This window comes from Tychonema sp. LEGE 06208 (assembly GCF_015207505.1).
Taxonomy (GTDB): domain Bacteria; phylum Cyanobacteriota; class Cyanobacteriia; order Cyanobacteriales; family Microcoleaceae; genus Microcoleus.
In genome coordinates this window covers 1-21,475 of sequence record NZ_JADEWT010000114.1, presented here as the reverse complement: position 1 = coordinate 21,475, position 21,475 = coordinate 1, and the positions used below count along the sequence as shown (strand labels likewise).

Below are 21,475 nucleotides of genomic sequence, written 5' to 3'. Positions count from 1 at the left end.
CTCCCCATCTCCCCCTCTCCCCCTCGCGCCCGGTATTTTTGACTTGGGGCGCGATCGGGTAAAGAAAGTCATTTTTCACGTCGCCACCAGCAGACGGACAAAACTTTAAGAAATGGCGAGTTTTAAAGAGGCCCAACTAGCGGTTGAGTTGCCACTGATTCAAGTCCTTGGGATTGCAATAATTGCGTCCACTTGGCTGTCAGCTTCGTATCCCCTGGTGTCTGACGGCGCATTTGGGCTAGGGTAGCGAGAGTTTCGTACCAAATCCCATTTTTAGCGTAAACGTTGAGCTTAGTCATTTGGTCGGAATTTGCCAAATCGCTTTTAAGAGTGGCCTGGGGTTCTATGCGCTGTACGAATCCTTTAACAATTAAATCTGCCGATCGATCTTCGGGGTCGCATACCATTGAAAACGACCATACGTATCGCTTGCCAACTTCCAGGGATTTCTTGTTATCGCTGCTAGCAGGAACGCTAACTCCCACAATCCCGGATTTGTCAGCTTTAAATGTTTTTTCGTAGACTACTTTCTCTTCGTTGTCGGTCAGCAAAGTAAACTCTATTTGTGCTGAGGTTTTAGGAAGGTAGACAAAAATTGTGGGAGACTCTGTGAGAGTTAAACCGATATTAGTTGGAGGTACTAGGGGAGTAATAGATAAACCCGCAGGACAAAGCTTGCTGCCGCGATGCGTCCCTCCTTGTCGGCTGCCGGGGGCTGTGACATCGGGGGGCTTGAAATTCACATTCTGACTCAGGACTATGGGCCGGGATTGTGTCCGCATTCCTGCGAGGGAACTGGGGACGGTAAGCGCGATCGCGCCTAGGCCGATCGCCAGTGTAGCTAGATGTTGAAAACGTTTCATTTTTTGTACCTTTCATTATAATATTGCAAACACAGGCTTTCGCTGATGGCGACAAATATTTTGGAGTGGTTGCACTAGGGCGCAGATACACAATTTTAACCTTGACATATCATCCATAACATTAATTAATTCGATCGGCAAGTCGATTATCCGTCCCAAAAATCCGGCTGTCGAGGTCGCGAGTATCATTGCATACACATTCTGTCGATGCAAGATGTAAAATTTTGTTACAAAACGGTCGGAGTTTTCGGATTTTCTAAGATGGAAGAAGTATGTGCTGCCGGCGGCTGCAAGCCAAACAACCGCTGTTCGGTGAAACAATTCAAACTTTGATACTGAAATAAATGAATAAAATATCTCATAAAATTCGCTCGACAGCGACTCAATTGAGTCAACTGTATAAACCATCACTCTTATTTGCTAAATCTGTATTAATTGCCAGTGCGGTAGTCACAATATCCTTAATGGGTGTCAGACAGCTAGGAATACTCGAACCGCTAGAATTAAGCGCTTACGACCAAATGCTGAGGTGGCGTCCCGACGAAAAGCCGGATTCGCGCTTGCTAGTTGTGGGAATTACCGAAGCAGATATTCAGAAAATGAAACAGTGGCCGATATCCGATCGCAAAATAGCTGAAATCTTACAAAAACTCGAAAAAATGCAGCCGGCAGTCATCGGTTTAGATGTACTGCGAGACGTACCTTTAGGAGACGGGCGCGAGGAACTAAGTAAAGTTTTACAAAAGAGCGACAAAATAATCGGAGTATGCTTAGTCACCGACGGGAATCCAGACAGTCCCGGTTCTCCGCCACCGCCGGGAATATCAGAAAACCGGGTAGGATTTGCAGATTTTGGAGTCGATCCGGGCGGCATACTGCGGAGGGCATTATTATTTATGAAACCGCCGATCATTGAGGGCAACTCCACGGTAGAAAAACATCTTTGCAATGACAATTCTCAAGTTTTAGCTTCCTTCAACCTCCAGCTAGCACTCAACTACTTGCAAAGACAAAAAATTTATCCTCAACTGGCACCAGATCAATCTTTATGGCTGGGTAAAACTCAATTCAAAAAACTAGAAAGCAATGATGGAGGATACAGCAATGCTGATGTCAGGGGATATCAAATATTAATTAACTATCGTTCCCGGCGGAATCTCGCCAACCAAGTTAGAATTACGGATGTTTTAGAAGGAAAAGTTGACCCTAATTTAGTTAAAGATAAAATAGTATTGATCGGCTACACCACAGAAACCGTTAAAGATTTCTTTTATACTCCTTACAGCGGGCGGCGGCAAGACAAGCAATTCATGCCCGGTATTGTGGCACACGGACAAGTAGTCAGCCAACTTTTGAGTGCTGTTTTAGACAACAAACCGATGTTTTGGTTTTGGCCGGAATGGGCAGAAATTCTGTGGCTTTCGGGATGGTCAATTGTGGGAGCAACAGTAGCATCGCGGATGGCTCACCCAGCGCAGTTGGTGGGGACATTTGGAGCACTGCTGTTGGTGTGTGGCGGTTGTGGCTTTGGGATTTTTCTGTTGGGAGGGTGGGTGCCGGTGGCAGCGCCAGCTTTAGGATTAATCCTAACTGGTGCTAGCATTGTATCGGCAGACAGATTTAATAAAGCCGGATACGGGAAAGTAATTAGCGATCGAGTAAAACAAGTATTCAAAATCGAAATTGACCAAGCCCAAAAAGAACAGCAGGTGGCAGAAATCACAGAATCTGATTTCTTTAAAGAATTGCAGCAAAAGAAAGAGAAACTGAGAGTTGGCAAAAAAGAAACCCCTCAACCAGCACCTTCCCAACTGCCAGAAATAACAGCAAGTGCTGCAGAGCTTCCCAAGGCCCAAAGCGAGGCAGACGAATACCTAGCTCCGTTGCAGGAAAAAGCCAAACAGCAGAAGCAGCGCGCCGCGGCGACTGCATCGGAAAGCGGCTCAAAAACGGGTATCCCGATCGATTCCCACCTCGGTGCTGGTTCAGGCGAAACCAAACCCGATGAGGAGTTCAGCGATTTGCAAGGGAAGGCAAAACAGATGCGGCAGCGCCGGGCGGCTGAAAAGAAGATCAAAGATCAAAAGATTGATAGTTTAACAGACAAGGAGGATGGGGCGAAAAATGAAGAATGACAGACAATTCGACAGCATGGGGAATTGCGTATAAATAATTGATTTTCCCCGTTGATAGCCCTGATTAATTCCTGAGTTTATAGGGTCCGGCGGTGCCGGGCCCACGCTTTTAGCTTTAACGGATGTTACTAATACTGATGCGGTTGTGAGGGAAATGGTGGCGGCTGCTGGGATGGAATTTGGGGTGAAAGCTGAGGTAAGGGCGATCGCGATCGACACCCAAGGCGCGCAAATCTCCACTTAATTAATTTAGCTTGACAAAATTTTTAACTTGTGGTGAACAATCGACTTTGATTACCTCTATGCTATCAAAAGGCGACTAGCTGTGGAATAGATTCGCTGCTGCACTTTTTTAAAGTTTCCATAAAGTTTACCTAAAAACTCTACAAACCCCTTGCCATTAATAAAAGTTACTGATATTCTCAAACCTATAAATTCACAACAGCCATAAAAAAACTCATTTATGGCGATCGAATCAAACCTTTGTCCCCACATTGGAAAGTTTTAACCTGTCAATATCATACCCTGCATTCGCAAAAAAGCTCCACCATCCTATAAACTTAGTTTGCTTGCGAATCTTTAAAACTTAATATCCTCAAATCCCGCACATTTTAGTCACTTTCACCATCAAAAAAAACACTAAAAATCATGTCACCAATCGAAACATCTACCCTCCAACCAACCACCAATACTTCCATCATTCCCCACATTGCAGAAGAATTGCCATTAACTAATTCTACCAAAAATTACTCTTCCCCCCCCGAAAAATCTCCTAATAACTAACGAAACATCCTCCACAAACACCAGCATCGAACTATTGCTCGAAAACCCCCAAAATCTCGATAAAACTCCCGAAACACCTCCCCAACCAGACACAGACACATTCATCCTCAACAAAAATTCAACACCAACAACCAACAGCATCACCGAAAAAATACCAGCATCCACAACCGAAACCGACGCAATCACAGGCAATACAGCCCAACCAGAAACTCAAAATAAAATCACTTTCGACTCCGGCATTTTCCAAGCAGACGAAACAGGCAAAATTAGCTTCGACTACCTATCAGACGGAGGCTGGTATCAAGGAGAACTAGCAATTATCAGCCTCAAAGGAATGCAAGAATTTGTACCAAATTCCGAAGCATTTATACTAGAAGCAGCCAGACGCGCCCTCAGCAACTCCTCACTCGGTTACATCGCAATTTCCGACACTACAGAAGCAGCGAAATTTTCTAGTTTCGAGGGATAAAACAACTTAAATATCGGAGAATACCGAGGCATAAAAACCTTCGCAATGACTCCCGGAGACGAATTCGGTATCATCCTAATTCCCAACGGTAAAATACAAGAAGTATACGACAATCCAGGAATTGGTGGCGACAAAAAACCCTTATTCTCAATGGCGACAGCTAATTCCAGCGATGCTTTTCAACCTGGACAAATTGCCAGTGTCGTGAATGGCGGCAATATATTTGTTATGGAAGATATGGGGATAAGCGAAGGGAGCGATGCTGATTACAATGATATCATATTTTCCCTCAAAGGTGCAACCCCTAAAGTCATTTTAATAGATGATGTAATTGCCAAAAACTCCGATTGGCGTACATCAGAGAAAGGTAAAGAATTGATAGCTTACGTTGCGCCCAAAACTGAGACTAAATTAGACGACGACAAAAAAACCGATACAACTTCTACAACAAATCCGACAGAGACAAAACCTGAAAAATCTCCCGCAGTTGAAGACAAAAGTCCGACTGTTTCGGAAATTCCCAATTCCGAGACAAATCCGGCTGAAACAAAACCTGAAAATTCCCCGGTAGTTGAAGACAAAAACCCGACTGTTTCGGAAATTCCCAACTCCGATACAAAACCTGAAAAATCTCCCGCAGTTGAAGACAAAAATCCGACTGTTTCGGAAATTCCCAACTCCGATACAAATTCGACTGAGACAAAACTCGAAACATCTCCCGCAGTTGAAGACAAAAATCCGACTGTTTCAGAAATTCCCAATTCCGACACAAAACCTGAAAATTCCCCGGTAGTTGAAACCAAAAATCCCACTGTTTCGGAAATTCCCAATTCCGAGACAAATTCGACTGAGACAAAACCTGAAAATTCCCCAGCGACAGAAACCAAAAATCCCACTGTTTCAGAAATTCCCAATTCCGAGACAAATTCGACTGAGACAAAACCCGAAAATTCCCCGGTAGTTGAAGACAAAAACCCGACTGTTTCGGAAATTCCCAATTCCGAGACAAATTCGACTGAGACAAAACCTGAAAAATCTCCCGCAGTTGAAGACAAAAACCCGACTGTTTCGGAAATTCCCAACTCCGACACAAAACCTGAAAATTCCCCAGCGACAGAAACCAAAAATCCGACTGTTTCGGAAATTCCCAACTCCGACACAAAACCTGAAAATTCCCCAGCGACAGAAACCAAAAATCCGACTGTTTCGGAAATTTCCAACTCCAAGACAAATTCGACTGAGACAAAACCTGAAAATTCCCCGGTAGTTGAAGACAAAAATCCGATTGTTTCGGAAACTCCCAACTCCGAGACAAAACCTGAAAATTCCCCGGTAGTTGAAGACAAAAATCCGACTGTTTCGGAAATTTCCAACTCCCAGACAAATTCGACAGAGACAAAAACTGAAACATCTCCCCCAGTTGAAGACAAAAATCCGACTGTTTCGGAAATTCCCAATTCCGAGACAAATCCGGCTGAAACAAAACCTGAAAAATCCCCAGTAGTTGAAGACAAAAATCCGACTGTTTCGGAAATTCCCAATTCCGAGACAAATCCGGCTGAGACAAAACCTGAAAAATCCCCAGCGACAGAAACTCAAAAGCCGACTGTTTCCGAAATTTCCAACTTCCAGACAAATCCTGTTGAGACAGAAATCGACGAAATCACAGGTGACACAATTGAAAAACCCGTCTTTATCCAACCAGAAATAGCGACAATACCCACAGAATCCACAGACATTCTCACTGGGGAAATTGAAAACACCTCCCCAACTCTTATCGACAGCCTCGAAAATGCCGGCGAAACTGCTGACAATTTACCGCTACTTTCAGACGATGAAATTTCCACACTGTCGGAAACTCTCAACAGCATACTCGCCCAACAATTCCCTAACATTTCCTCCACAGCATCCATCCAAAACTATCAACCACCCGCATCAGAATATCCAGAATATATAGTTGCCGACAACCAAACTATTATTCCCGAAATCGCTGTCACGCCAAACCATCACTCGCAACAATCGGAAAATCTTATCGCCGACAGCGACAATCAGTCGCCAACAACCACTGACGAATATGTAAACCCCAACTTTGACTCCGAAAACAGCACAATTACTCCCGAAATATCATCCGACAAAAACAATCAGCCAGACAACTCACACAATATCATCGCCGACTCCGAAATCGCAACTGCAACAGACAGCAACTCCGAAACAAACATCAACGAATACGCAGTCACCCACACGGAAACCCAACTCCAACAGGAATTACGCACTCAGACTAAAGAAACCGGGTTTTTTGACGAAAATACTTCGTTGTTACCAACAGATTCCGTAAAAAACCCGGTTTCTGGGCCGTCAGTAATTCCTAGAGAAACAATCCCTAATTCTTCTCAACAAAACCAACCATTTATCGGTATTATCGACACGGGCTTCACAGCCGACAATCCTAACATCGATTACAGCCAAATTATCCTAGGAAAAGATGTAATCGACGGCGACAATAATCCCCTACTTCAACCAAAGGAAGGAAACCAACACGGCGACACAATTTTAGGAATTATCAGCGACTCCCACAATCAAAGCGATACAAAACAATCTCCTACTATTTGGTTGGGAAGGGCAACCGGTAGCGGCAACTGGCAGCAATCCCTGATAGAATTTGTAGACACCGCCATTGCTGCAAAACAACCCAACGCCGTCGTCAACCTCAGCTTCGACTTAACCCAAATCAATCCCGACGGCACGCAAACCACACGGCACAAACTGACAGCAGAAGAACAATCAGCACTTAAATACGCTCAGGAAAACAACATCCTGATTGTAGCAGCCGCCGGTAACGAAGGAACTCTCCTATCCGCACTCGGACAAGCCTCCACAGAATTCGACAACATCATCACCGTCGGCGCATCCGAAAACAACAACCGCGCCGCCTATTCCAGCTACGGAGGCGGTTTAGATATCCTAGCACCAACCAGCACTGCACAAACAGCAGAAACTTCAACAACCGAAACCAAACAAGGCACATCAATCGCAGCCGCTTTCGTCACAACTACCATCTCCAAAATGTGGGCAGCCAACCCATCCCTAAGCCGCCAACAAATCAAAAATCTCCTCCTGAAAACAGCAACAGACATTGACGTACCCGAATGGGACGAAAGAACAGGATACGGAATTCTCGACGCAGAATTAGCCATTGCTACAGCAGCAGAAACCCTCCCCACAATTCCCGTATTGGCAGCAGCTAAACTCTTGACAAAACCCTTAATTGATGCTGGTAAAAATACCGACAATTCTGCCAATTCTACCGCAGCCAAACCCTCAGAAAGAGCAACTGCAACCACAGCCCCCGGCACGCCAAAAACTACCAGTACCTCAACTGGAAACAGCAACGAAGGCACTAGCTCTTATACCACAGAATTAGCGCCATACACAACTACCTCTACCAGTAGTTCCAACGGCACAACCATTACCAACTCTCAAACTAATAGCAACTTCTCAAACACAGAATCAAGCTGGGATCAAAGTGCTGTCGAAACCAACAGCAAGGGCAACTATTTTAACGAATCCACAAGCGATACCAGCACAAATACGGATACCTACACCACCAAAAACTTTTCCCAAAACTCAACAGAAAACAAAAATCAATCGCAGCAAAACTACAGCCGAGTTAAATACGAAGGTACTAGCGCCGACCAAAGTTCATCCAATCAAAAATCCCGCAGTTCTTACAACTATACCGCTCCCGCCTATACCAGAAACGATGCTTCAGAAAGTTATCGAAACAGCAAGTCTCAATCCGACAGCCAATACGGTACGAACCTGAGCATAGTTAACGGCAACCGCCAAGATGATTGGGGTTCCAAATCAACTTCAAACATTCGCTCTACTAGCAGCACCGGCAGTTCGGTCCATAACAGTTCAACTCAAGTTCAAGGAAAAGCCGATTGGACGAATAGCAGCAACAGTAGCAGTTATAATAATACCCACAGTGGCGAAGAAACCACAGTTAGCAAATCTGATTCTCAAAGCAACAATACCAGCGGTTTTTCCAAAACTAATAACAGCAGCGACAACTATTCTGTAATTAACTCAATCTGGGATAACTCTACACTTAACGGCAAAGCCGTCAACAGCAACACCCACGATAGTTATTCTGAATCGAACAGTAATGCTAACAGCAGTTACGATGATGGCAAATCAAAAAGTACCACCAATCAAGACAATTACACCGTCAATCAATCTCAACAAACCAACAGCAGCAACGGCACTAATTATTGGCTAAACAATCGCAACAATAATTACTCAGTAACTCAGGGAAATAACACGCAAAATTACAAAGACGGGCCGCACACTAGCAGTCAAAATCAAGATACTTATTCCGTCAGCAAGTCGAAATCTTCCAGCAGCAACAGTGCGGGCAAACCTAGTTCTAAAAACGAGCAAGAAAATTATTCGGAAAATAATGCTCGGTGGGAAAACGAGTATAAAGTAGATGCTTACACGGTTCAAAGTACCAGCGACGAATCGACAATAGCAGCCAGTAAAAGTAACAGCAGTACCGAGGGCAGTAATGCCAATTCATCTAGCAGTAGCGATGCCTCTAGGACTTGGAATTCACAGACAGTTACCACTTATAAAAATGGTCGAAAAACTGAGAGTGGCAGTTCGACTTACGAGAAATGGTTGATCGAAAGCACTTACGATACTACAGGTTTAGTTAGTTCGGTTTCTAAGTATTCTAGTTGGAGTTCGAGTTACAGCAAGTCTTATTTTAATGGGGGTTACAGTTGGACGGAAACTCTCAGCGGTTCAGAGTCAGAATCTGGAACAAAAGCGGGTGTTTCGACGAGTAGTGGCAGCAGTTGGAGTTGGTATCGGAGCGGGACAGTATGGGATGATGGTCGGAATGATTGGAGTGAAAGTTGGTCGAAGTCTAGTTGGAAAGATGGCAAGTATTTGCCGAGTGAATCTGAGTCAAAAAGGGGAGGATTTGACCCGAAGGGGACAGGGACGGAGGTGAATGATGTGCCGAATTTTGGGGAGGCGCCGCGGTTGAATAAGGCTCCGAAGAATTTGGATGCGCCAGTGGATTTGGTGAAGCCTCCGAAGCCTAGTGATGATATTTGGATAATACCGACTGTGATTATTAAGGAGGCTCAGTTTAAAGATGTTTTCTTTGGTAGTGGTGGCTATGATTGGCTTTCAGGTGGGAGTGGGAATGATGATTTAGCTAATAATCCTCCTAAGCCAAGAGGTGGTTCAAATCCTCCTCCGCTGCTCCCTCCCGATATTGATGACGAAGATCTGAAAAAGTGCTACGACCTCCTAAAAAAAATCGAGGAGGTGCTATATCAAGGTTTCATTAATGAACAAGGATACTTTGAAAAATCACTGAGAAAGCGCGAACAAGATTTGCTGAATGATAATAATACTAATCGTCTTTACCAAGCTCACGTTGCTGCTAGAGCAGGATATCCTGAAGCTGAAAATCGCAACATGGCTGACGGTAAAGGGTCATGGACAGGACATCAGGACAGATACAGAAAAGTGCAAGAAAATTTACGTAGATTACTGAAAGAATTGGATTATTCTGATTGTGACGATTTCGACCTAGAAGCACTCGGAGCTGAAGATTTAGTGAATACAGCTAGGGAATATGCTGATAAAGAACCTCCTGAACAACCACTTCCTCCCAGTCAGCCAAATAGGTTGCTACAACAGGCTTTTGCACTTGGTGCAAAGCTCAAAGATGGTATTTTAGTAGTAGTTGAAGGAACATCAAACTTTGTGATTGCCATCTTGGTAGGGATTGCAGCGATTTTGTCACTACCTTTTCGGATTGTGCCTAGGTCTTGACCTGCCTGTTTTCCCAATCACTAACTGCGAAAATTGCCCATCTGAAGTCACACAAAAAACTGTATGGAACTTGCATATCCTTGGAGAGACTCTGATTGTCTCGAATGGCTGAGAACATTATCTCTACCCACCCTGCCGTGGGTAAACCAGTTTCTATTTCTCATGGGGTTGCCAAAACCTGTAGCGGAGCAACCGCAAGTCTGGCAGTCGATATATGCTCGGGCTATGATGGACTATGAAACGTGTCTGGAAACCAGAGATTGGGAGATAGGAACACCTGGTGGACGCGCAAAACTCGAACAACAAATTGTTAAAAAGGCACTGTTAGAACTTGCATCTCAGTCAGGAATAAAAGTAGCTATGGAGTTAGAAGAATGGGTTTTGCTGCACTTTTTTTGTCGAGAGTTCAGATTGGCAATGCGTTCATGGAAGCCAGTTCTGACAGGTACTTATAGGCAGCCAAGACCGGGGCGTAAACCAATTATACTTCCTGTAGTATTAGCTTCACTTATCCCAGAAATTAAGAATTTAGTGAGTTATGAGCTAAGGAATGAAATCCGAAATAATTTGAGGAATGTTGCACCGCCACCACCAGAATGTCTTAATCCCGATGAAAGGAGTGACGAGTGTTTTGAGGTATTGCTCATATATGAGGCAATTGAGCAAACATTAACAGTGAAAGCTTTACAAAAAATTGCTAAAGCAATCAATGAGACAGAAAGAAAAGAAGTGATGGCATGGGTAGAGATGTATGCCCAAAATCGCAAATATTTGATCCAAATAGAAAAGCTTTGTGGAGATAAATATTTGCAAGTTGAACAGCCTCGCCCAAGGTTACCATCAATATTGGACAATATTTGACCTTTCTCTGATTTGCGATCGAATTATTGTCGATAGTTTTACTTGTCAGAGCGATCGACATTACGGGCGATCGCTCCTATGCTCTAATTTTTGTGTAATATGCTCTGAGGGGCGATACGCAGTTCTGTGAAAGTGCGATCGACACGATAATAATTATGGCAACAACTCTGCGGGATCTCGACATTACGGGCGATCGCTCCTATGCTCTGATTTTTGTGTAATATGCGCTGGGGGCGATACGCAGTCCTGTGAAAGTGCGATCGACACGATAATAATTATGGCAACAACTCTGCGGGATCTCGACTTTACGGGCGATCGCACTTTCATATAGAGTCTATTTGACATCTTTTACGGGCTTGTGGTAACTTCACTATAAAAGCACAATCCAGCAACCATGTCTTAATGATGATTCTGGTTTGATTGAGATGTTGAGTAAAAACATCGATTATTTCAAGTTTAAACCTGCGAACATTCCTCAGATTACGATACTACGCTTACCCTGGCTATCAGCCAGAACATCTCACAGAAGATTTTAAAAAAATGGCTCCACAAGTTATGACAACAATCAAGTTTGCTCTCTCGAAAAAACCATCTAAACAAGACAAATAAGTAGAGGAAAAATCCGGCTTTGTACCGGTGAGAGCAAGGTGGGGAAGAGAACGGTCAAATGCTTGGGTGGAAAGATGTAAAATTTGAGTCAAAAATGTTGAGAGAACTTTAGATAACGCGACTGTCAAGCTCAAGCTTTGTTTGATTCTACTGATGCTTAAAAGGCTTGCACCCTCTTGTTAGAATTCAAATGGGTTCTATACAGGATATAAATCATCAACCTGTCTGTATAAAAATCTAGGATAATAAAGAGTTTCAAAGTCAATAAATGACTAGACTTAAATAGATAATTGTTCCATCTTTGTAATAGGCGTATCATGTCCAAAATCATCTCTGTTCACTCTTACCGGGGCGGCACTGGCAAATCGAACACGACTGCAAACCTGGCATCTATTATCGCTCGCGACGGAAATCGGGTCGGCATTGTAGACACTGATATTCAATCGCCGGGGATTCACGTACTGTTCGGTTTCAGCGAGAGCAACATGGATCGCTCCCTGAACGATTATCTGTGGGGCCGATGTCCGATCGCCGAAACGGCCTACAATGTCAGTTCGTTACTGCCAAAATTAGCGAATAACGGCAACCTCTTCCTCGTTCCTTCGAGCATTAAAGCAGGGGAGATAGCGCGAGTTTTGCGCGAAGGCTACGACGTGGGACTGCTGACCGACGGCTTTCAAGAACTGATTGACGCTCTGAACTTAGACTACCTATTTATCGACACGCACCCTGGGCTCAACGAAGAAACCCTGCTCAGCATCACGATTTCCGATATCCTGCTGCTGATTCTGCGTCCGGATCAGCAAGATTTTCAGGGAACGGCTGTCACGGTAGATGTGGCCCGCAAATTAGAAGTTCCTAGGATTTTGATGACGATCAACAAAGCCCCAGAATCTCTGGATTTTGAGGATTTGAAGCAGCAAGTAGAGAGTATTTACAACATCCCAGTTGGCGGGGTGCTGCCCCACAGCGAGAAGATGATGCTGCTAGCGAGTAAGGGGGTGTTTGCGCTCCAATTCCCTAATGACCCTCTAACTAAGGTGGTGGAAGGGATTGCCAAACAGATTATCGGATAATTTGTGTGGTGAGGGTGATTAGGGCCGAGTGCGGTAGTTTCGATCTCAATTCCTGAAAAACGATGTCCCCGAGTGCGCCCGCAAGTCCCGGGGAGAAACTTTCACAGGCGACAAGATTTGCTTGAAGAGAAAGGAGAATGGCGACAAAATGAGATACAAATAGATTATGAGAATTTTGTTAAAAAACTTGAGGAGGAACACTCATGGAATTTGATTGGCGCATACTAATAGTATTGATGCCCGTCTTGTTGGCAGGCGGCTGGGCTGCTTACAACGTCGGCGCTATAGCTCTCAAACAAGCGCAGAAATTGTTGAACAAGCAAACTTAAACTCAGCATTTTCACCGGTAATTTCGCAGCCGACTGTTTCTTGAGATACAAAAACAGTCGGTCTCTTTGTGCCTTGGCTTAACAAGAGCGATGGCTGATGCGATTGGCTGCGGGCGATTGGCGAATGATATCGTGTCCGGTGGATTGACATATCTCAGATGGGATCGCGCGTGCGTCAGTCAGAGCCTGCATAAGAGCGGACTCGGGGACACAGGCGCGAACTGTTTTTGTGATGGTAATCTACCGGACATGATATGACTTACTGGATTGCGATCGTGGTTTGGAACAGGGGTAAGGCAGTTGCCTCATGTTTGGGAATTTGTTTGATTTTTGACCTGAAGGGCAATTTACGACTCTAGAGAGAGTCTGTGCAAGCCAAACAACAGTTATATTCAGGACTTGTGCAGAAACCGGGTGCGATCGGACAAAAATATAGTCCCGGACGCACCTACACACCTAGAAACCGGGTTTTTTTACTCGTTCTGTGGGTGAGTGCGAAGGAGGCGCATAGAAAAAACCCTGTTTCGACGCACCCGTGCGTAAGTGTTCAAATAGTTGGTAGCAAGTGCTACCGGGTAAGAGAAACCAATTGTCTATATTAGACGAATCCCATAATTCTTGTGGATCGGGCGCATAGAGCCTGCTCTTTAGAGGTTGTTTGGAATTGGTCTATTGGGGCAAAGGCGTAAGTGAAGAGCTTGATGTTTTCGGCTGTACTCAGCACTTGTGATGAGATGGCCATACAAATATTTAGCAAGTACGTTCCGGCAAAAAATATGAGACAATCGCCAAAGTATTTGCGCTGAAAATCGCCCTAAAAACTGCGAAGTTTAACCAATAGGGAATATCTGTCAAATTGTCAACGTTTAACTCCTATATCTAAGGATAGATTATGCTTTTTCCCCGATCGAGCGGCATTTTACTCCACCCAACATCTTTTCCCAGCCGATTCGGTGTTGGGGACATGGGCATAGAAGCATATAAGTTTATTGATTTTTTAGTGGAAAGCGACCAGCAATACTGGCAGATATTGCCGCTGGGCCCTACTGGTTACGGCAATTCTCCTTATTCGTGCTATTCAGCAATGGCAGGAAATCCGATGATGCTGAGCCCGGAAATTCTGCGGGATGAGCAATTGCTGTCCGATGAAGATTTAGATAGTTTGCCGGAATTTGCGCTGGATACTGTAGAATTCGATCGGGCGATCGCGCACAAAATGCCTCTGCTCAAAAAAGCCTGCGAAAACTTCAAAGCGAAAGCATCGTCGGTGCAGCAAAAAGAATTCTCGGGTTTTTGCCAAACCAAAGCGTTTTGGCTGGAAGATTATGCCTTATTTATGGCACTAAAAGATAGCTTCAACGGAGCTAGCTGGCACACTTGGGAACCTGAAATTGCCCGACGCAAACCGGAGGCGCTAGACAAGTGGCGGCAGCAACTAAATACTGAGATTTATTACTACAAATACGTCCAGTTCGAGTTTTTCCGCCAGTGGACAGAGTTGAAACGCTATGCGAACCTGCGCGAAATTAAAATTATTGGCGACATTCCGATTTATGTAGCTCACGATAGCGCTGATGTGTGGTCGAATCCGGAATTATTCTGTTTGGATGAAGCAAGCGGAGAACCAGCTTTAATGGCGGGTGTTCCGCCGGATTACTTCAGCGCCACAGGTCAATTGTGGGGCAATCCAGTCTACAATTGGGAGGCGCTGCAAGCAAATAATTTTGAGTGGTGGGTGCAGCGTTTTGAAGCGCTTTTCGATTATGTAGATGTGAGCCGGATCGACCACTTCCGAGGATTTGACGCTTACTGGGCGGTGAAGCGCGGGCAGGATACTGCGATGGAGGGAGAGTGGATTAAGGCGCCGGGAACGGCTTTGTTTGAGGTAATTAATGAAAAGTTTGGGAACTTGCCGATTATTGCTGAAGATTTGGGGGTAATTACTCCTGAAGTAGAGGCTTTGCGCGATCGGTTCGAGTTTCCGGGTATGAAGATTTTGCAGTTTGCTTTCGGCGCGGGCCCGGAAGATCCTTTTTGGCCTTTTAATTACGATCGCAACTGCGTAGTGTACACGGGCACCCACGACAACGACACGACTGTCGGCTGGTTCAATCAACTCCAACAGTACGAAAGAGATGAGGTTTTTCGTTATTTGGGCTGTATCGATCCCCAAGGAATTCACTGGTCTTTAATTCGCATGGGTTGGACTTCGGTTGCTAATTTAGCAGTTGTGCCGTTTCAAGATTTGTTGGGTTTGGCTACGGACGCGCGGATGAATTTTCCGGGGAAAGCAGACGGAAATTGGGGCTGGCGGTATCGGCGCGAAGCTTTGAATTGGGAGGTGCGCGATCGGCTAAAAAACATGACTTACATCACCGGGCGCACTCCTAATAAAAATTGAACAAAAATTGGTAATTGGTAATTGGTAATCTGCTCGTGTCCGGTCAATTATATCAATTCCGGTTGCACTCATACATGATGTTAACGGTTAACGGTTAACGGTTAACCGTTAACCGTTAACAGTGAATTTACTATTCCGATGCTATCGGAAACGATATTACCCCTAACAAAAATGGTTCGTAGTGCGTCCTAGCTTCCGTAACATGAAAGCGGAAGCTAGGACGCACTACGAACCTAATTAAGAGCGAGTGCGGTTAATCGATCGCGGATGATAGGAGTCAATAAAGAAGGAGATTTTTATTAAAACTTATCGACGGCTAGCTATTAACTATTTCCGATTGCCTTTTTCCGATTAACCTTGATTTTTGGAATCGGCTGAAGGCTTGAGTTCGTCTGCTTTAAAAATAAGTTCTTTGGCGACTCCGGGGTTTCCGATTAGTTCTGGTTGTCCGTTATTCACAGCAATCATTACCCCGCCGGCGTTACCAGCTACAACTACCAATTTGCGATCGGCTTCCCAGGTTTGTACAGTCCCGGTCGGCAAAATTCCCTCAAATTCTGTTTTGCCATCGACTTCAATCTGCATCCAGGAATCTGCCTTAAAAGTGAGGCTAACCATCACTGGTTTGTTGCTAGATTTATTGGGATTTTGACCGGTTCTTGCTGCTTCGACAGCCTCGTAACTATTGGGTTTCTGTTTTTTTGAGGCGCTCGATGCTGAGGCTGCTAAACGAGCTTGTTCTTGCTTCCCGAGGGCTAGTTCTTCGGCTGTGGCATCTTTTTTGCCTGTCGCAGAATTGCCCATCAAGTGAGATAAGCCGTTGACTGAACAGATAATTAGAAATGTGTAAAAGATGTAGAGGTGCATCGGGCGCAATTGAGGCCCATCTTGCCAGGATAGCTTGGTACTCGATCGCGCTGGCGGTTCCATCGGGAAAAAGTCCGCAAACTGATTTCCGTCCAAACCCATTGCTTCGGCGTAGCGCTTGATCAAACCTTGAGTGTAGACCGGTTCGGGGAGTTGGTCGAGTTGACCTTCCTCAATGGCTTGCAGGAGATTCCGGCGAATCATTGTTACCACGGCTACTTTGTCCAAAGAAATCGAATGCTGTTCGCGGCACTGCCGGAGTTGAGCTCCTATTTCCGCTAGCTTATTTTGAGGTGGTTCGGGATCTTGGGGGTGCAGTTTTTGCTTAGTTGTTTTGAAGAATAAAAACAATAAATTCTTTGTCATATGCTGTGCTCCTCGAGATTTGCTGGCACGCTTATTGATGTTAGGTTGACTAGATTCCATAAAAAAATAATTTCTGCATCTTCTAGGGGGCGGTAGCAGCCCGGTGGCAATATTGGCGAACCTGGCTGCTGCAATAGAATCGGGCCAATGGCTGTGCGGTGCAGGCGTACCACGGGATATCCCAACTGCTCGGCAATACGCCGAATCTGTCGGTTTCTCCCTTCTGATAGAATGATTTCTAACAGAGTTTGGTCTCCGGCGCGATCGAGAATTCTCACTTTTGCGGGCAAAGTCTTTCTGCCGGACAGAATGATGCCCTCACGCCACGCTTGCAGTATGGTTTCCGGGGGATCGCCCCGTACCCAAACCTGATAAGTTTTGGCGATCGAGTGACGCGGATGGGTCAAACAAAATGTCAGCTTACCATTATTGGTGAGCAAGAGAGCGCCTGTGGAATCTGCATCTAAGCGTCCTACGGGGTGAATGCCTTGACCATAGCGCAATTTTGGTGGTAATAAGTCGAGAACTTTCGATCGGGCTCTGGGATCGCGGCAAGTAGAAACTACGCCTGCTGGTTTGTTGAGCAACAGATAGACACAAGCGGGTCGATCCGTTGGTTTCACTGGCACTCCATCGACTTCAATCAAATCGCGATCGGGATTTGCTTTTTGTCCTAAGCGAGCAATATTGCCATTAACTCGGACTCGTCCAGCGACAATCATCTGTTCTGCCAGACGGCGAGAGGCAATGCCCCACTGGGCGAGAATTTTTTGCAGCCTTTCATCAGACATGACGGGAGTGTGGGAACCGCCAACACAGGAGCGTTGGGGGATGAAATACAATAGGGTTAATGGATTTAACCTTACTACCAATGTTGAATTCCTAGTCGGAATAAATTTTTATGGTGGGCAATCCTTACATGGCGTTGGGCCCGGTGTAGATTGTCCCGATAAGATAACCCTGAATCTTTTTTTGCAAAAACTACGAGGGAAAGACTCGTGGCAAGCTATCGCCCCGCCGTTAGTTTGCTGTTAATTTGAGAGGTGTGGGTCTGACTAGACCATAATCAACACTACCATAAATCCCGTACATCCGGTTAAATTGATACGCTCGATCGCTAAATTTGCCTTGGGATCGCACAAACTGGGTTTGTGAGGCTGGATGCGAGTCCCAGTTAAAGTTCTGTGCTTGAATATTAAGGCTTATATTTTTTAATGGTTTATGACTGTCGATCGCAACTCACTTCAATTTGACAATCAATCTGGCGCTGCGAGCTCTGATGGAACTGCTAATCTCGCCGAGGGACAAGGAACACCACCGCCTGGTAGAGGCAGCCGGATCGCGAGTTCGGTGCTGTCTCCGGCGGTGCAGTTGTGGCTGCGATCGCAAGTTCAGCAGGTTGACGAGTTGAAGGTGAAAATTGAGGGGAGCGATCGACAAATCTTCAGCGGTGCGATCCCCAAAGTAACGGCGGCCGCCAGCGGTGCTGTGTATAAAGGATTACATCTGACGGAAGTTGCTATAGAGGGCTGTGGCATTCGCATCAACCTCGGTCAAGCTCTCAAAGGCAAGCCCCTGCGCCTGCTCGAATCCGTTCCCGTCACGGGCGTTTTGAGGCTCGCTCAAGCGGATTTGAATGCGTCGCTGAAAGCACCTTTGCTGGCTGATGCTTTGAGCGAATTTTTGCTGCCAATGTTACCGCTGACAGATAGCGAAAAATCTCTGAAATTGCAAGATTCTCAGATAAAAATTGAGGCGGGGAAGTTGACGCTTTCGGCGACAATTTTGCGCGCTGGCGGTAGCAAAATTCCTTTGGTATTGCGGACTGGTTTGCGGATTGTCAGCGGTAGCGAATTGATGTTTGAAGCACCAGAAATAGAAATCGATGGAGAATTAAAGAGTAGTGATTTCAATGATTTTAAAATTGATTTCGGACAGGAAGTTGCAATTGATGAGTTGATTTTGAGTCCGGGGGAGATGGTTTGTCGGGGTGGAATTAGAGTTTTGCCCTAGTTAGTTAACAGTTAACTGTTGATTGTTGACTGTTAACTGTTGACTGTTGACTGTTGACTGTTGACTGTTGACTGTTGACTGTTGACTGTTGACTGTTGACTGTTGACTGTTGACTTTAACCTGGTTCCTCGGCAGAGCCTGGAATACATACCCAATGCCCAATTCCCAATGCCCTGTTTGGCCAATCCCTCCGCTTCGCTCCGCCCAATTCCCAATGCCCTGTTTGGCCAATCCCTCCGCTTCGCTCCGCCCAATTCCCAATGCCCTGTTTGGCCAATGCCCTGTTTGGCCAATGCCCAATTCCCAATCCCCAATTCCCAATTACCGATTAATTAAAAAAGAGTCGATCGCGGGTAAGAGCAAAATCACAAAATAGTAGACTAAGGGCGCGGTAAAAACATAACTGTCAGTGCGATCGAGAATGCCGCCGTGACCGGGGATCAACTGTCCCGAATCCTTAACCCCCGCGTCTCGCTTCATCATCGACTCAGTTAAATCTCCCAACAAACTAGCAACACCAATCAACAAACCAAAAACAGCCCCAGTATAGGGCCACCCAGGCCATTGTAAATACCAAGACCCGGCGACGGCCACGGCGATGCTGCCGCAAACACCAAATACGGCACCTTCAACGGTTTTTTTGGGGCTGATGTGGGAGAGGCTGGTGCGGCCGAAGAATTTGCCGACAAAATAAGCCCCAATGTCAGCGGCCCAGATGCAGAAGAAAGCCAGCATCAGCGAAGTCAATCCTAAAGATAGGTTGCTGTGACTTGTCCAAGACAGGGACGGGTGAATGTTAACGGGCGCATTGCTGGCTACTGTTTGCGAAAATTGGGTTGTAGCAATATTTGCTTGGTCGAAACCGACTCGCAGCCGTACCCAGTAGCTAGGTAAATAACCGCCGTAGAACAATCCTAAAATTGAGGTAGCAATATCGGCGATCGTGGATAATTTAGGTTGGAATAACAGGTAGAAACAGATTAAGGTTCCGGCTAGGGGGAACATCGCGTCTACAAATTGCGGTGCCAGGGCGGCAGTGATTAGCAGGCCTTGACTGACAGCTAAGGTAGTTTTGGCTGCGGGTGCAATGCCTTTAGCCCTGGCTAACTGAAAATATTCCAATTGACCGAGGTAGACGATGACTCCAAAACCGAGGGTGAAGTACCATCCCCCCATAATAATCATTCCCAAAGCAAGGGCGATCGCAACTATTCCACTCAGGATACGGGACCAAGGCATAAAATGAATTTCTCACAGCAGATGGTAAATCGGTCGATTTTGGATTGGAGATTTGAGATTTGAGATTTACAAGGGCAGATAAATCTGGGACATTGAACCTCAGTCCAAATTTTGGTGAGCGACGATTGTACGTGCCGCGGTATCCGTCTTTGGGCTGTGATTCGATGCAAAAATGCAAAAATGCTGCGATGCAAGAATTGTTAAGGTACGGCTTCCTCCCTTGCACGGGCAACCCCCATCCCCAATCAATCTTCCAAAATCTCAACTCAGGCGGTCAATCCAACTATGCTCGCCCTCATTCTTAGTATGAACGTTAAGCGAACTTAAAAAAGGTTAAGAATTACATTTTAGGAATGGGAATGGGGCATCGGGAATGGGGAATGGGGCATTGGGCATTGGGTATGTATTCCAGGCTCTGCCGAGGAACCAGGTCAACAGTTAACAGTCAACAGTTAACAGTCAACAGTCAACAGTCAACAGTCAACTGACTTCTAATCCAGCTTTTCGCCACTGAGAATGAAGATGGGATTGACGGCGGCAAAGGTTTGACTCAGGCCGCGAGTTTCCAAACGGTTGACGGCGGACTGGACTACTTCGATGTTGCGGACTTGCAACTCGGCGAAGCTTTCGGAAAGGGCGTAAAGATTTTCTAAATTCGATGCTGTGGCGACAACTCGACCGCGGGGCTGCAAGTACCGCCAGACTTCCTTGAGAATCATTTTAATGGGGCGACCTCCTTCGATGCAGACTCGGTGGGGGGGTTGGGGCAGATTTTCGAGGCATTCCGGGGCACTGCCTTCTATGACTTCTACGTTGTCGAGCTCGAATCGATCGCAATTTCTGCGAATCAAGCTGGCTACTTCTTCGTCCCTTTCGACGGCGATAATCCGACCTTTGGGACAAAGCAAACCTGTTTCTACAGCAATTGTACCAGTACCTGCACCAATGTCCCACACTACTGAATCTGCTTGCAGTCGCAGGTAGGAGAGTAACAGCAGTCGGACTTCTCGCTTACTCATGGGAATTCCTGGTAAACGTTCAAATAAGTCATCGGGAATACCAGGAGTCACGTAGGGCCAAAGCATAGTTTTATTTTTAATGGAAGGAAGAGGGAAGAAGGAAGAAGTCCGAGGGAAGTTCGGCAACGGATTATGTACGGGATGTAACGGATGTAACGGATGTAAGTTCGTCGGAAGAGGGAAGAAGGAAGAGGTCCGAGGTCCGAGGGAAGAAGGAAGAAGGCTATAACGGCTTTGTTTAGGGTGAAAAGAGGGAAGATTTTTCCCATCTTTCGTTATCCCCATCTCCCACTATCCCCATCTCCCCATTTCCCCCAAGTCTTAATATTTACTCTCGCACAACTTTGAGGGTTTGGAGGCTTCTATCGCTGCAACCTGTGATTTGGCCGCCTGCTGCAAGGACTTGTTGCAGGTAGTCTAGGGCTTCTGGGGTAATGATTTCACCGGGCATCAAAACTGGTATTCCTGGGGGATAGGGACAGATGAGCTCGGCGCACAGGCGATCGACCGCTTTGTCTGCAGCTACAGTTTCCACTGGGGAAAAGAAGGCATCGCGGGGGGAGAGGGTGCGATGGGGAGAGGGGGAGAG

At 45.8% G+C, this 21,475-nt stretch carries 17 protein-coding genes; 9 read left to right on the top strand and 8 right to left on the bottom strand.

Going from position 1 to position 21,475, the window contains the following annotated elements; translation table 11 throughout:
- Positions 1-122 precede the first annotated feature (122 nt).
- Both IQ263_RS23365 and IQ263_RS29510 read right to left on the bottom strand, forming a co-directional pair.
- Positions 123-863 (bottom strand): DUF928 domain-containing protein, encoded by a 741-nt coding sequence (locus tag IQ263_RS23365; RefSeq protein WP_194070530.1) that lies wholly within the window; start codon positions 861-863, stop codon positions 123-125.
- 227 nt (positions 864-1,090) lie between these two features.
- Complete coding sequence (locus IQ263_RS29510) at positions 1,091-1,225, bottom strand: hypothetical protein (protein WP_255515921.1); 135 nt, start codon at positions 1,223-1,225, stop codon at positions 1,091-1,093.
- Between IQ263_RS29510 and IQ263_RS23360 the strand changes: the two genes are divergently transcribed.
- The 8 genes from IQ263_RS23360 to malQ all read left to right on the top strand — a co-directional run bounded on the left by IQ263_RS23360 (position 1,208) and on the right by malQ (position 15,382).
- A complete protein-coding gene (locus tag IQ263_RS23360; protein WP_194070529.1) occupies positions 1,208-2,998 on the top strand; it encodes a CHASE2 domain-containing protein in 1,791 nt (596 codons plus the stop codon). The two genes, IQ263_RS29510 and IQ263_RS23360, sit on opposite strands and share 18 nt — an antisense overlap.
- A gap of 648 nt (positions 2,999-3,646) precedes the next feature.
- On the top strand, positions 3,647-3,781 hold the full coding sequence (locus tag IQ263_RS29505; protein ID WP_255515920.1) for a hypothetical protein: 135 nt from the start codon (positions 3,647-3,649) through the stop codon (positions 3,779-3,781).
- Positions 3,782-3,815: 34 nt separating this feature from the next.
- Positions 3,816-4,250 (top strand): hypothetical protein, encoded by a 435-nt coding sequence (locus tag IQ263_RS23350; RefSeq protein WP_194070528.1) that lies wholly within the window; start codon positions 3,816-3,818, stop codon positions 4,248-4,250.
- A 45-nt stretch (positions 4,251-4,295) separates the two neighbouring features.
- Positions 4,296-10,106 (top strand): S8 family serine peptidase, encoded by a 5,811-nt coding sequence (locus IQ263_RS23345; protein WP_194070527.1) that lies wholly within the window; start codon positions 4,296-4,298, stop codon positions 10,104-10,106.
- Positions 10,107-10,169: 63 nt separating this feature from the next.
- Positions 10,170-10,967 (top strand): hypothetical protein, encoded by a 798-nt coding sequence (locus tag IQ263_RS23340; RefSeq protein WP_194070526.1) that lies wholly within the window; start codon positions 10,170-10,172, stop codon positions 10,965-10,967.
- Positions 10,968-11,893: 926 nt separating this feature from the next.
- Positions 11,894-12,652, top strand: coding sequence for a MinD/ParA family ATP-binding protein (locus tag IQ263_RS23335; RefSeq protein ID WP_194070525.1), 759 nt, complete (start codon positions 11,894-11,896; stop codon positions 12,650-12,652).
- Between the two features lie 203 nt (positions 12,653-12,855).
- Positions 12,856-12,981 (top strand): photosystem II protein Y, encoded by a 126-nt coding sequence (locus IQ263_RS23330; protein ID WP_194070524.1) that lies wholly within the window; start codon positions 12,856-12,858, stop codon positions 12,979-12,981.
- Between the two features lie 892 nt (positions 12,982-13,873).
- Positions 13,874-15,382 (top strand): 4-alpha-glucanotransferase, encoded by a 1,509-nt coding sequence (gene malQ, locus IQ263_RS23325; protein WP_194070523.1) that lies wholly within the window; start codon positions 13,874-13,876, stop codon positions 15,380-15,382.
- Between the two features lie 351 nt (positions 15,383-15,733).
- On the opposite strand, the gene IQ263_RS23320 is transcribed toward malQ, so the two are convergent.
- Together IQ263_RS23320 and IQ263_RS23315 are read right to left on the bottom strand one after the other, a co-directional pair.
- Positions 15,734-16,615 (bottom strand): helix-turn-helix domain-containing protein, encoded by an 882-nt coding sequence (locus tag IQ263_RS23320; protein ID WP_194070522.1) that lies wholly within the window; start codon positions 16,613-16,615, stop codon positions 15,734-15,736.
- Entirely contained in the window at positions 16,612-17,406 is a 795-nt protein-coding gene (locus tag IQ263_RS23315; RefSeq protein ID WP_194070531.1) for a pseudouridine synthase, read from the bottom strand. The genes IQ263_RS23320 and IQ263_RS23315 overlap by 4 nt, the downstream gene beginning before the upstream one ends.
- Before the next feature lie 430 nt (positions 17,407-17,836).
- Between IQ263_RS23315 and IQ263_RS23310 the strand changes: the two genes are divergently transcribed.
- Entirely contained in the window at positions 17,837-18,628 is a 792-nt protein-coding gene (locus IQ263_RS23310) for an LmeA family phospholipid-binding protein (RefSeq protein WP_194070521.1), read from the top strand.
- On the opposite strand, the gene IQ263_RS23305 is transcribed toward IQ263_RS23310, so the two are convergent.
- The 4 genes from IQ263_RS23305 to IQ263_RS23290 all read right to left on the bottom strand — a co-directional run.
- Entirely contained in the window at positions 18,629-18,949 is a 321-nt protein-coding gene (locus tag IQ263_RS23305; RefSeq protein WP_194070532.1) for a hypothetical protein, read from the bottom strand.
- Positions 18,950-19,867: a phosphatidate cytidylyltransferase gene (locus IQ263_RS23300; protein WP_194070520.1), complete on the bottom strand. Its 918-nt coding sequence runs from the start codon at positions 19,865-19,867 to the stop codon at positions 18,950-18,952.
- Positions 19,868-20,358: 491 nt separating this feature from the next.
- Positions 20,359-20,952: a precorrin-6Y C5,15-methyltransferase subunit CbiT gene (gene cbiT / locus IQ263_RS23295; RefSeq protein WP_194012222.1), complete on the bottom strand. Its 594-nt coding sequence runs from the start codon at positions 20,950-20,952 to the stop codon at positions 20,359-20,361.
- 262 nt (positions 20,953-21,214) lie between these two features.
- Positions 21,215-21,475, bottom strand: a 261-nt coding sequence (locus tag IQ263_RS23290; protein WP_486579411.1) for an Orn/Lys/Arg family decarboxylase, incomplete at its 5' end; no start/stop codon positions are given.